At 69.9% G+C, this 12082-nt stretch carries 12 protein-coding genes; 9 read left to right on the forward strand and 3 right to left on the reverse strand.

Going from position 1 to position 12082, the window contains the following annotated elements:
• The first annotated feature begins 64 nt into the window (after positions 1 to 64).
• Positions 65 to 2134 carry a S9 family peptidase gene (locus tag ASG17_RS01725; RefSeq protein WP_082496054.1) on the forward strand — a complete coding sequence of 690 codons (2070 nt, stop codon included), beginning with the start codon at positions 65 to 67 and terminating at the stop codon, positions 2132 to 2134.
• On the opposite strand, the gene ASG17_RS01730 is transcribed toward ASG17_RS01725, so the two are convergent.
• The 3 genes from ASG17_RS01730 to ASG17_RS01740 form a co-directional block, all read right to left on the reverse strand.
• Positions 2083 to 2853 carry a molybdopterin-synthase adenylyltransferase MoeB gene (locus tag ASG17_RS01730; RefSeq protein WP_056098369.1) on the reverse strand — a complete coding sequence of 257 codons (771 nt, stop codon included), beginning with the start codon at positions 2851 to 2853 and terminating at the stop codon, positions 2083 to 2085. The genes ASG17_RS01725 and ASG17_RS01730 overlap by 52 nt on opposite strands.
• 38 nt (positions 2854 to 2891) lie before the next feature.
• Positions 2892 to 3293 carry a BLUF domain-containing protein gene (locus ASG17_RS01735; protein WP_082496055.1) on the reverse strand — a complete coding sequence of 134 codons (402 nt, stop codon included), beginning with the start codon at positions 3291 to 3293 and terminating at the stop codon, positions 2892 to 2894.
• 139 nt (positions 3294 to 3432) lie between these two features.
• On the reverse strand, positions 3433 to 4611 hold the full coding sequence (locus tag ASG17_RS01740) for an acetyl-CoA C-acetyltransferase (protein WP_056098372.1): 1179 nt from the start codon (positions 4609 to 4611) through the stop codon (positions 3433 to 3435).
• Between the two features lie 155 nt (positions 4612 to 4766).
• Between ASG17_RS01740 and ASG17_RS01745 the strand changes: the two genes are divergently transcribed.
• The 8 genes from ASG17_RS01745 to ASG17_RS01780 all read left to right on the forward strand — a co-directional run bounded on the left by ASG17_RS01745 (position 4767) and on the right by ASG17_RS01780 (position 12074).
• Positions 4767 to 5477 (forward strand): hemolysin III family protein, encoded by a 711-nt coding sequence (locus tag ASG17_RS01745; RefSeq protein ID WP_056098374.1) that lies wholly within the window; start codon positions 4767 to 4769, stop codon positions 5475 to 5477.
• Between the two features lie 92 nt (positions 5478 to 5569).
• On the forward strand, positions 5570 to 6217 hold the full coding sequence (phaR, locus tag ASG17_RS01750; protein WP_056098376.1) for a polyhydroxyalkanoate synthesis repressor PhaR: 648 nt from the start codon (positions 5570 to 5572) through the stop codon (positions 6215 to 6217).
• Positions 6214 to 6510 carry a hypothetical protein gene (locus ASG17_RS01755; RefSeq protein WP_056098379.1) on the forward strand — a complete coding sequence of 99 codons (297 nt, stop codon included), beginning with the start codon at positions 6214 to 6216 and terminating at the stop codon, positions 6508 to 6510. Before phaR ends, ASG17_RS01755 begins: the two co-directional genes overlap by 4 nt.
• A 245-nt stretch (positions 6511 to 6755) precedes the next feature.
• Positions 6756 to 7271, forward strand: a complete 516-nt coding sequence (locus ASG17_RS01760) for a prepilin peptidase (protein ID WP_056098380.1) — start codon at positions 6756 to 6758, stop codon at positions 7269 to 7271.
• 116 nt (positions 7272 to 7387) lie between these two features.
• Positions 7388 to 8293 (forward strand): Flp pilus assembly protein CpaB, encoded by a 906-nt coding sequence (gene cpaB, locus ASG17_RS01765; RefSeq protein ID WP_056098382.1) that lies wholly within the window; start codon positions 7388 to 7390, stop codon positions 8291 to 8293.
• An 11-nt stretch (positions 8294 to 8304) separates the two neighbouring features.
• Positions 8305 to 9840 (forward strand): type II and III secretion system protein family protein, encoded by a 1536-nt coding sequence (locus ASG17_RS01770; protein WP_235560332.1) that lies wholly within the window; start codon positions 8305 to 8307, stop codon positions 9838 to 9840.
• 8 nt (positions 9841 to 9848) lie between these two features.
• Positions 9849 to 10523, forward strand: a complete 675-nt coding sequence (locus ASG17_RS01775) for a CpaD family pilus assembly protein (protein ID WP_082496056.1) — start codon at positions 9849 to 9851, stop codon at positions 10521 to 10523.
• 3 nt (positions 10524 to 10526) lie between these two features.
• Positions 10527 to 12074 carry a cellulose synthase operon protein YhjQ/BcsQ gene (locus ASG17_RS01780; protein WP_056098385.1) on the forward strand — a complete coding sequence of 516 codons (1548 nt, stop codon included), beginning with the start codon at positions 10527 to 10529 and terminating at the stop codon, positions 12072 to 12074.
• Positions 12075 to 12082: the final 8 nt, after the last annotated feature.

A 12082-nucleotide genomic window follows, 5' to 3' on the forward strand; every position in this document is an offset into this window, starting at 1 on the left:
GCTCCGGTTGACAGCTCTGCCGTTACCATAGAACTCTGATTGCAAAGGGGTCCGGGGGGACGGAATGTTCGTTGGGTGTCGGGCGGCGTGGGTCGTCCTGTGGATGTGCGCGCTGGCGCTGATTGCGCCGACGATGGCGCGAGCCCAGGCGCCCAGCATCGACGATTTCATCGAGGACGCGCGGCTGGGCCAGGCCAGCCTGTCGCCCTCGGGCCGCTATCTGGTGCTGGTGCGCCGCAACGGCGACCAGAGCGACGTGGTCGTCAAGGATCTGGAGACCGGCGCCGTGACCCTGCCCATCGGCGGAGCGGTTGCGCGCGAAAGCTTCGGCGGCGTCTACATCACCTGGGTCGAGTGGAAGACCGACGACCGGTTGCTGCTGGGCGTGACCCAGTTCGACGTGCGGCGACACTCGAACCGTGAAACCGGCTCCATCCGCTCCTACCGCTATGGCGAGAACATCGTCAGCGTCGGCCGCGACGGCTCCAACGTGCGCCGGCTGGAGGCGGCGAACGCGCGCACAGGCGAGCCGGGGGATGTGCTGGATTTCCTGGAGAACGACCCGGACCACATCCTGCTGACCTATGGCGCGCGCGGCTTCGGGCTGGATGTCTTCAAGGTCAACGTCCTGACCGGCGAGGCGGAGCGGATCATCGACGGCGACGGACGGGTGTTCGACTACATCGTCGACCGCGACGGCAAGGTGGTGGGACGCTCGGCCCTGCGCGGCTTGTCGGGCCGGACCATGGTGATGGAGGCCCTGGGCGCCGACGGCCGCTGGACCGAAGTGTTCCGGCTGCGCACCGACGAGGTGCAGGATCTGCCGGAGTATCGCTTCCTGGGGCCGACCTCGCAGCCCGGCCAGATCTATGTCGCCATGAAGCCGCAGGAGGGCGAGGTCGAGACCACCGCCTCGGTGCGTGTGTTCGACTTCAAGACCCGCAGCATGGGCCCGCCGGTCTGGCGAAACCCGACCTATGACGTGGTCGGCATCGTGCGCGAGGAGGGGACGCAGGAACTGCTGGCCGGCTGCTACTGGGCCGACATCTACCAGTGCGACTTCACCGACCGGACGCTGGAACGCACCATGCGAGGTATCCGCCGCTTCATGGGCGACGGCTGGAGCGTGCGCGTCATCTCACAGGCGCGGGACGCCTCGCGCTGGCTGGTGGCCGTGTCGTCGCCCAACAACGCGGGCGAATACTACATCTATGACAGCGCGGCCCAGCGGATGGACTTCGTCGGGCGACGCTTCCCGGCCCTGGTCGAGGAACGTCTGGGGACCATGCGGCGCATCGACTACCAGGCCGGCGATGGCCAGGCGCTGTTCGGCTATCTGACCCGCCCGCCCGGGTCCACGGACCAGGCGCGGCCGCCGCTGATCGTGATGCCGCACGGCGGGCCCGAGATGCGCGACACCCTGACCTATGATCAATGGGCCCAGTTCCTGACCACGCGCGGCTATCAGGTGTTCCAGCCCAACTTCCGCGGCTCCTCCGGCATGGGGCGGCCGTTCGCCGAGGCCGGTTATCGCCAGTACGGCGGCGTCATGCAGGCCGACGTGACGGCCGGGGTCGAACACCTGATCGCGCAGGGTCTGGTCGACGCCGGCCAGATCTGCATCGTCGGCGCCAGCTATGGCGGCTATGCGGCCCTGTGGGGCGGAGCCGCGCAGCATGAGCTCTACAAATGCGTCATCTCCATCGCGGGGATGAGCGACCTGGTCGGCATCATGAACTGGGAGCGTGGGCAGGCGGACGCGGATTCAGACCGGTATCAATACTGGCTGAAGTCGATCGGCGATCCGCGCGCCGACCGAGAGGCGCTGCTGGCGGTGTCGCCGATCACGCGGGCGGCCGGCTATGGCCCGCCGGTTCTGCTGATCCACGGTGAGGACGACGACGTGGTGCCGCCGGTCCAGTCGCGCCAGATGGAGCGGGCGCTGAGCCGGGCGGGCCGGTCGGTCAAGCTGGTGATGGTGGAGAACACCGACCACCACTTCGGCTCGTCGCGCGCCCAGCGCATCCTCTTGTCCGAGATGGAGACCTTCCTGGCCCAGCACATGCCAGCGTCGGCGCCGGTCTATCCGCCGCCCGCGCCTGCCGAGCCGGAGCCGGCGTCGTCGATGGAGTGACCACAGGCCGGGCACGCCGGGTCGGCGGCGACGCGCACGACGCGGCTGGTTCCTTCCAGCCCGTCCAGCAACATGAGGCGGCCGGTCAGGGGTCGGCCGGCGCCGGTGACCAGCTTGATCGCCTCCAGCGCGGCGAGGGAGCCGACCGTGGCGGCCAGGGCGCCGACCACGCCGACGCGCGCGCAGGTCTCGGCCTCGGGCGGAATGTCGGGGACGAGGCAGCGATAGCAGGGCCGGCCCTGGAACACGGCGATCTGGCCCGACCAGCGACCCAGGGCGGCGCTGACCAGGGGGACGCCTGCCTCGAGGCAGGCGGCGTTGACGGCGAAGCGGGTCTCGAAGTCGTCCGTGCCGTCGATCACCGCGTCGCAGCCGGCGACAAGATCGTGCGTGAAGCGGGCGACATGGGGCTCGAGGCGGACGTGCGGGTTGAGGGCGGTCAGGCGCGCGGCCCCGGCCTGGACCTTCGCCCGGTCGATGTCGCCGGAGGTGAAGAGGATCTGCCGCTGCAGGTTTGACAGGCCGACGTGATCGGGATCGACCAGAACCAGCGTGCCCACGCCCGCGGCCGCCAGGCTCAGCGCCGCGGGGCCGCCCACGCCGCCCAGACCCACGATCAGGACGCGCGCGGCCTTCAGTCTTTGCTGGCCCGGACCGCCCAGCTCGGCCAGCACAAGCTGGCGGGCGTAGCGTTCGACCTCGTCGTCGGAGAATGGCATGGCGCGGGCTTAGCGCGCCTGAAGTCCGGCGTCAGCCTTCAGGCGGCGGCCGGCAGGGCGGCGGCGGCCTCGCGCAGCATCTCGGGAACGCGGGCGGCGCCGATGGCCGGATCGGGGGCGATCATGAACGCCTTCAGCGCCGGGGTCAGCGGCGGATGAGCCATCGGCCAGTGCATGGTGCGCGCCGCGATCGGCGCATCGTGCAGGACGCGGATGTCGCCGTGGCGCGGATCGACCCTCAGACGGCCCATCAGACGGTCCAGATCGACGCGCGCGCCCTCCAGCTGTTGCAGGAAGCGGCCGTCATGCTGGACCAGCACGCCGGACAAGCGATCGCGACGGTTGTTCCGCTCGGAGGCGCCGAGAATGTCGGCCAGCACAAACAGGTTCGCGCCAGCGGCGCCTCTGGCGTCGCTGACGTAGATCAGCCGATACAACAAGGTGGGGAGAGCCTGATGTTGTTATTGTTATGGTTTTGCTGATGTAGGCCAAATCCTTGGTTAAAATATGGCTTGATAACGTTACCATACGTAAACCTGTGTTGTCCGAAGCGCTCTCATCGAGGGCCTGACCTCTAAGTCAGGCGCGCTCGACACAGAGGGCGACGCCCATACCGCCGCCGATGCACAGGGTGGCCAGGCCCTTCTTGGCGTCGCGGCGCTTCATCTCGTGCAGCAGTGTGGTCAGGATACGGGCGCCGGACGCGCCGATCGGGTGGCCGATGGCGATGGCGCCGCCGTTGACGTTCACCTTGTCCGCGTCGAGGCCCAGTTCCTTCAGCACGCACAGGCTCTGGGCGGCGAAGGCTTCGTTGGATTCGACCAGGTCCAGATCGGCCACGGTCCAGCCCGCCTTCTCCAGCGCCTTCTTCGAGGCCGGGATCGGCCCGGTGCCCATGACGGCCGGATCGACGCCGGCGGTGGCCCAGGACGCGATGCGGGCCAGCGGCTCCAGACCGCGCTTGGCGGCCTCCTCGGCGCTCATCAGCACCAGGGCGGCGGCGCCGTCGTTGAGGCCGGACGCATTGGCGGCGGTGACCGAGCCGTCCTTCGAGAAGGCGGGGCGCAGCTTCTCCATCGCCTCGATCGTCGCGCCGTGGCGGATGTATTCGTCCTTGTCGACGACGGTGTCGCCCTTCTTCGAGGCAATCACGACCGGCGCGATCTCGTCATCGAAGCGCCCGGCCTTCTGCGCGGCCTCGGCCTTGTTCTGGCTGGCGACGGCGAACTGGTCCTGGGCCTCGCGGGTGATCTGGAACTTCTCGGCGATGTTCTCGGCCGTCTGTCCCATGTGATAGCCGTTGAAGGCGTCCCACAGGCCGTCCTTGATCATGGTGTCGACGAAGCCGACGTCGCCCATCTTGGTCCCCGCGCGCATCTGGGAGGCATGAGGCGCCTGGCTCATGCTCTCCTGGCCGCCGGCGACGATGACCTTGGCGTCGCCCTCCCTGATCTGCTGGTAGCCGAGGGCGACGGCGCGCAGGCCCGAGCCGCAGATCTGGTTCAGCGACCAGGCCGGCGTCTCTTTGGGAATCCCCGCGCCCATCGAGGCCTGACGGGCCGGGCCCTGGCCGGTCGCGGCCTGCAGCACGTGACCCAGGATCACCTCGTCGACGTCGGCCGGATCGACCGAGGCGCGCTCCAGCGCCGCCTTGATCGCCACCTCGCCCAGCTTGGAGGCGGGCAGGGACGCCAGGGCGCCGAGGAAGGAGCCGACCGGCGTGCGGGCGGCGGAAACGATGACGACGTCCTGGGCCATGGAAGCGCTCCTGGAGGAAAAGACCGTGGCGCTTTTGCCGCATCGCACCCCTTTCGTCACGTCCTAACGGCGGCTGAGCCCGTCGTTCAGCCGATCGTCACCTTGGCCATTGCACAGTGAGGGAACGATCGGCGTCCGACTTGATTGAAAGGGCCATGCTGATGCGTCTGAAAGCCATGGGCGGCCGCGTATGTCGGGCCGACGACCTCGATTTCATCGAGCACTACCAGACGCGCGCCGAGCGGCTGGCCGACCTGTGGGTCCACGTGGTGGGCCTGACGCTGGCGGCGATCGGCGGCGTGCTGCTGGCCGTGCTGTCGGCCGTCAACGGCGGGGCCGGCGTGGTGATGGCGACCGCCATCTACGCCCTGTGCCTGATCGCCATGCTCTCCAGCTCCACCGTGTATAACCTGACGCGGCCCTGCGCCGCCCGGCCGGTGCTGCGGCGCGTGGACGAGGCGGCGATCTTTCTGATGATCGCGGGCAGCTACACCCCCTTCACGACACAGCGGTTCGAGGGGGCCTGGGCCTTCGGCTTCACCGCCCTGGTCTGGGCCATCGCCATCGCGGGCGTCGCGACCAAGCTGGTGGCGCCGCGCATCTCGGACGGCTTCTGGAGCGCGGTCTATGCGGTGTTCGGCTGGCTGGCGGTGATCGCGCTGAAGCCGATGATCGACACGGTGCACCCGGTCGCTCTGGCGCTGCTGGTCATCGGCGGCCTGATCTATACGGCGGGCGTCTTCGTCTTCATCAGCCCGCGCGTGAAGTTCCGCCGGGCGATCTGGCACGGTTTCGTCGTCGCCGGGGCCGGCGTCCACTGGGCCGCCGTTTTGATCGGCGTGGTGCTGGCGCCCGCTGCGGCCTGACGATGCGGCGCTGCACGGACGGCGTTCAATGAGACTGGCGCTTCCGCTCGCACTGCGGGATAAACGCTGCATTGCAACGAGGATGTGACGGCGTGGCCGACAAGCGCGAGAAGACCGACGACGGCGTCGTCATCATCAAAAAGTACGCCAACCGCCGCCTCTACAATACCGCGACCAGCGCCTACGTCACCCTGGAGGATCTCGCGCGGATGGTGCGCGAGGGGGTCGAGTTCCAGGTCTTCGACGCCAAGTCGAACGAGGAGCTGACCCGCCAAATCCTGACCCAGATCATCTTCGAGGAAGAGAGCCGGGGCGAGGCCCTGCTGCCCGTCCAGTTCCTGCGCCAGCTGATCGGTTTCTACGGCGGTCAGATGCAGGGGGTGCTGCCGTCCTATCTCGAGATGTCGCTGGCCACCTTCGGGCAGCAGCAGGAGCAGTTCCGCACCCAGATGACGCGCGCCTTCGGCGGCACGCCCGGCGGCACGTTGATGGAGGAGGCGGTCAAGCAGAACATGGCCCTGTTCGAGCGCACCCTGAAGATGTTCCCGGCCTTCGCCTATGGCCGCCCGGGCGAGGCGGGCGACGGCGAGACGGCGCAGGCCGCTCCGCCGCCTGCTGCGGCGGCTTCCGCCGGCGGCGACGCCCTGGACCTGATGCGCCGTCAGATGGACGAGATGCGGGCCCAGATCGACGCCCTGGCCGGCGTCCGCAAGCCCGGTGCCGCCCCTTCCGGCGAATGAGCGACGAGCAGCGCAAGGCCGATCGTCGGGCGAGCGATCGCCGCGCCGCTGGCCGCGCGCTGGTGCCTGCCGGCGAACGCCGCGACGAGACGCCGTCGGCCAAGGCGGCGCCCAAGGCTGGGGGCGACCCGGCGTTTTCCGCCCAGTTGCTGGGCCAGGACGGCCAGAAGCGCGGATTGCGCGGCGGCGAGCCGGTGCTGAACGCCGCCCGCTCGGCCTATCTGGAAACCAAATACTCCGGGGGCGCCGACCGTCGCCCGCGCAAGGGCGTGGCCAAGATCGAGGACATCTGACGCCCTGGATCCCGGCGGCACGGGACTTGCTGGAGGCGCGGCGACCCGTTTTCCGGAGCCGCCCGTGTCTCACGCCTTCCACGCCATCGGCCGCATCGTCGACGTCACCGTCGTCGCCCTGATCTTTGTGGCCTTCTTCTAGGCCCACCGCTTTTCCGGCGGCTTGAAGCCCCGGCCTTCCCCTGCTGCGCAGGAGGGGATCAAGGGAAACCCGGACTTAACGGGTCTGCGCGCAGGGTCGGGTCATGGACACCCTGACGCTTGCGGTCTTCGCCGTGCTCCCGGCCCTGGTCATCGTGGGCGGCCTGCACGACCTGACGACCATGACCATTCCGAACTGGGTCTCGGGCCTGCTGATCCTCGGCTTCGTTCCGGCGGCGCTGCTGGCCGGGCTGGATCCGTGGACGATCGCGGCGCACGTCGGCGTGGGGCTGCTGGCCCTGTTCGTCGGCGCCGGGATGTTCGCCCTGAACTGGATCGGAGGCGGCGACGCCAAGCTGATGGCGGCGTCCTGCCTGTGGCTGGGGGTGTCCGGGTCCGGCATGTTCCTGCTGTGGACCGGCGTTGCGGGCGGCCTGTTCTGCCTGGTTCTGATCTTCAGCCGCTTCTACGCGCGCCCCTATGCGCATCAGGCGCCGGGCTGGGTGGCGCATCTGCTGGAGCCCAGGGGCGACATCCCCTACGGCGTCGCCATCGCCGCCGGAGCCCTGATGGCCTTTCCGTCATGCGACCTGATGTCGGTCTTCGCCGCGGGGCTGTGAGGCCACGGCTGCAAGACAAAGAACACCGGATTGTCCCGTTTAGGAACGCGTTAACCCGCGCGCTTCATCCTCGTTAACGGCGGGGGCTGTGTGCCTGGTTCGCGCCGGAGAGCACCATGAAGCCGGCCCGTATCATCGTCATCTGCATCGCCGCCGTCGCCGCCATCGGCCTGGCGCTCGTGGTTCGCGCCATGGGCTCGTCGAACAAGGCGCCGACGCCCGCCGCGGCCGCCGCGCCCGCGCCGTCCATTCCCATGACCCGCGTGCTGGTCGCCGCCCGCGACCTGGCCCCCGGCAAGCGTCTGGAAGACGCCGACCTGGCGTGGAAGGACTGGCCCGCCGCCGAGGTCGCCCCGATCTTCATCACCGACGGCACGCAGTCCGCGCCCGTCGAGGCCAAGCCCGCCGAGAAAACCGCCGAGGGCGCCGTCGCCCGCGTCGCCCGCACCGCCACCGAAATGGCCACCGGCGGCGCCAAGGCCGACTACCTGGGCTCCGTCGTGCGCGAGCCCATCGCCGCCGGCGAACCCATTCTGGCCCGCAAGATCGTCCGCGCCGGCGACAGCGGCTACATGGCCGCCTACCTGGAGCCGGGCATGCGCGCCATGGCCATCCGCGTGACGGTCGAAACCGCCGCCGGCGGCTTCATCCTGCCGGGCGACCACGTCGACGTCGTCCTGACCCGCGAGACCAATCTGGGGAACATCGGCGCCACCGAGGGCGACCGGTCCAAGTTCACCTCCGCCACCGTCATGCAGAACGTGAAGGTCCTGGCCATCGACCAGTCGACCCGCGCCGGGGACGACGAGCAGGCCGTGATCGGCGCCACCGCGACGCTGGAAGTCAGCGCCTCCTCCGCCGAGGCCCTGGCCCTGGCCAAGTCCGAGGGCGAGCTGAGCCTGGTGCTGCGCTCCTACGCCGATACCGCCGGTCCGTCCGGCCGGGTGGCCGCCGCCCGCAACACGACCTCGGCGGTTCGCATCTATCGCGGCGGCGCGCCGGAAGTGGTGGTGGTTCAATGAGCTCGACACCGATGAAGCGCGCCCTCGCCGCCGTCTCCGCAGGCCTGGTGCTGTTCGGCGCCGCCTCGCCCGTCAGCGTCTCGGCGCAGAGCCGGGCGGCCGTGTCGATGGGCACGGCGCCCCAGCTGATCAACCTGCCGCGCGGATCGTCCTTCGCGGTCGACCTGCCGGCCGACGCGCGCGACGTGCTGGTCTCCAACCCGCAGGTGGCCGAGGCCGTGCTGCACTCGCCGCGCCGCATCACCGTGCTGGGCATCGCGCCGGGCGAGACGGACGCCGTCTTCCTGGACGCCGCCGGCCGCAACATCCTGACCCTGCGCGTCCGCGTCGATGCGGGGACCAGCGCGCTTCAGGACACGCTAAACCGCATCGCGCCGGGATCCACGATCCACGCCGAGGCGGTCAACGACAGCATCATCCTGACCGGCCAGGCCGTCAGCAACCAGCAGTCGGCCCAGGCGCAGCGCGTCGCCGCCGCCTTCGTCTCGGCGCCCGAGAAGGTGCTGAACATGATCACCGTCGCCGGGTCCGACCAGGTGACGCTGAAAGTCCGCGTCGTCGAGATCCAGCGCAACGCCATCAAGCAACTGGGCTTCGACACCGCCGCCGTCATCGGCCGCATCGGCGACGCCCAGTACATGCTGGCGCAGGCCGCGACGTTCGGCATCAACGGCGGGCTGCAGGGCGGCTTCTCCGGCGGCACGTCGCTGGACACCACGCGCCAGCCGATGCTGGAAGTTCCCTGCACCAGCGGCGACGGCACCTGCTACCAGATCATTCACGACGCGGGGAACCCGGGCAACATCTCCAACTGGGACACCGCCACGCCGCGCGACACGGTCGGCGACGACGGACTGAACTCGGGCGAGGCGACCATCAAGGCGTTCGAGCGGGTCGGCCTGATCCGCACCCTGGCCGAGCCGAACCTGACCTCGGTCAACGGCGAGGCGGCGACCTTCCTGGCCGGCGGCGAGTTTCCGGTCATCGTCGGCCGCGACAACACCGGCACCATCCTGACCGAGTACAAGCCGTACGGCGTGAACCTGTCGTTCCGCCCGGTGGTGCTGTCGGGCGGCCGGATCTCGATGCAGATCTCGGTCGAGGTTTCCGAACTGACCAACAACGGCGCCGTGACACTGGGCACCGGGGCCTCGGCCCTGACGCTGGCCGGCCTGAACGTCCGGCGGGTCCAGAACACCGTCGAGATCCCCTCGGGCGGCTCGATGATGATCGCGGGCCTGCTGCAGGAGACCACGCGTCAGAACATCGACAGCTTCCCCGGCCTGATGACCATGCCCGTCCTGGGCACGCTGTTCCGCTCGCGCGACTATCTGATGGGCGAGACCGAGCTGGTCGTGATCGTCGAGCCCTACATCGTGACGCCGACGTCGCCGGGGCGGATGCAGACCCCCGCCGACGGCCTGCGCATCGCCAATGACGCCCAGACCGTCCTGTTCGGCCAGTTGAACCAGGCCTACGGCTCGCCCGCCCCGACCGCCCAGGGCGGCACCGGTTGGGCCGGTCCGGTCGGATATGTGATCGAGTGAGACGCCCCATGACCTCTCGCACCCTCGCCCTTGTGACGGTTCTGACCGGCACGGCCTTGCTGGGCGCCTGCATGGGCGCGCCGGCCGGCGGCGGCGGCATTGCGCCGCTGACGCCGACGTCTCGCTACACGCTTCAGGTCGAGCCCGGCCTGGATCGCATCGCCCTGGCGGTCCACGACAGCGGCCTGTCCGGCGCCCAGGTCGACGCCCTGACGGCCCTGGCCAACCGCGCCCTGATCGACGGCGCGCCTGAGCTGGTGATCGAGGCCCCCGTGGGCGGCGATCCGGCCGCCAACGAGCAGGCCTACCGCGCCAAGGCGGCGCTGGAGGCGGCAGGAAGCCCGCCGGTGCGCATCCTCGGCTACGCCGCGCCCGACCCCCGAGCCCCGATCCTGGCCGGCTTCGAGACCGTGCGGGCCGTGGTGCCGCAGTGCGGGACCGTATGGGGCAGCCAGACCCGCACCTTCGAGAACCAGTCCTCGGTCAACTTCGGCTGCGCCGTCACCGCCAATCTGGCGGCCCAGATCGAGAACCCGCGCGACATCGTCCAGCCGCGCGGCATGACGCCGGCCGACGCCGGACGTCGCTCGGTCGTGATCGACAACTACCGCACCGGCGCCCTGACGGGCGCCGAACGCGAGCCGCTGCTGTCCAATCAGCGCGTCGCCCGGGCGGTGGAGTAAGGCATGACCAGCGCCGCCCCCCGCGCCTTCGACGACTTCGACGACGACCTCGAGCTGGACATGGCGTTCGCCGATCCGGCCCGCGCCCAGCCGTTCCCCAGCGGCGACATCAACCCGCGTGAACCCCTGCAGTTCACCGCGCCCGCCGGCGCTCCGACGGGGCGTCCGCAAGGCATGCCCAGCGCGAACGGCATGGCCGCGAGCGAAGGCTTCAATCCCGCCGGCGCCCTGATCGCGGGCGCGCAGACCGCGCTGAACCAGGCGCCGATCGCCGCCGCCGGTCCGGGCTATTCGCTGACGCCTGCCGGAAACATCGGCGAGGTGTCGGTGCCGCGCATCGCCATCCACGTCTTCGCCGAGCGCCAGGACACCCTCGCCGCCGCCGAGCGCGCAGGGCAGGACCGCCGGCTGGCTCGCGCCACGACCCAGATCCGCATCGGCGGCGTCGCGGCCGCGGTCGAGGCCTATCGCCACGAACCGACCCCGCCGCTGATCGTGGTCGAAAGCCAGGCGACGCCCCAGGCGCTGCTGCACGAAGTCGACATGCTGGCCGAGGTCTGCGACGTCGGCACCAAGGTCATCGTCGTGGGGCCCACGAACGACATCATCCTGTTCCGCGAACTGATGCGGCGCGGCGTGTCGGAATATCTGGTCGCGCCGCTACAGCCGCTGCAGCTGATCAGCGCCATCGGCGGCCTGTTCAACGATCCGGCCCAGCCCTTCGTCGGCCGGTCGATCGCCTTTGTCGGCGCACGCGGCGGCGCGGGCGCCAGCTCGGTCGCGCACAACACCGCCTATGCGATCTCCGAACGGATCGGCGCCAACACCGTCATCGTCGACTACGACCTGCCGTTCGGCACCGCCGGGCTGGACTTCAACCAGGATCCGCTGGGCGGCGTGGCTGATGCGCTGGGCCAGCCGGACCGGCTGGACGCCACCCTGCTGGACCGGATGATGGTCCGCTGCACCGACAAGCTGAGCCTGTTCGCCGCGCCCGCCACTCTGGACACCGACTGGGACATCAGCCCCGATGCGTTCGAGGAGGTGACCACGCGCATCCGCTCGACGGCGCCGTTCGTCGTGCTGGACCTGCCGCACCTGTGGTCCGGCTGGATGCGCAAAAGCCTGATCTCGGCCGACGAGGTGGTGGTCGTGGCCACGCCCGATCTGGCGAGCCTGCGCAACGCCAAGAACATGATCGACCTGATCCGCCACGGGCGCCCGAACGATGCGCCGCCGCGCCTGGTGCTGAACCAGGTGGGCGTGCCCGGCCGCCCGGAAATTCCGGCCAAGGACTTCGGCGCCGCCCTGGGCGTCCACCCCAGCCTGATCATTCCCTTCGACGCCAAACTGTTCGGGTCGGCCGCCAACAACGGCCAGATGATCCTGGACGCCGGCGCCAAGACCAAGGCCGCCGAGGCCTTCCAGACCCTGGCCCAGATCGTCTCGCGCCGCGAGCTGCCGGCGCTGAGCGGACCCAAGGCCAAGGGCGCCAAGCCCGACGCCGCCGCCAAGTCGTCGCTGCTGGCCGGTCTGTTCAAGAAGCGCTGACCGGATGT

It is taken from the genome of Brevundimonas sp. Leaf363 (genome assembly GCF_001424025.1).
Lineage (GTDB): Bacteria > Pseudomonadota > Alphaproteobacteria > Caulobacterales > Caulobacteraceae > Brevundimonas.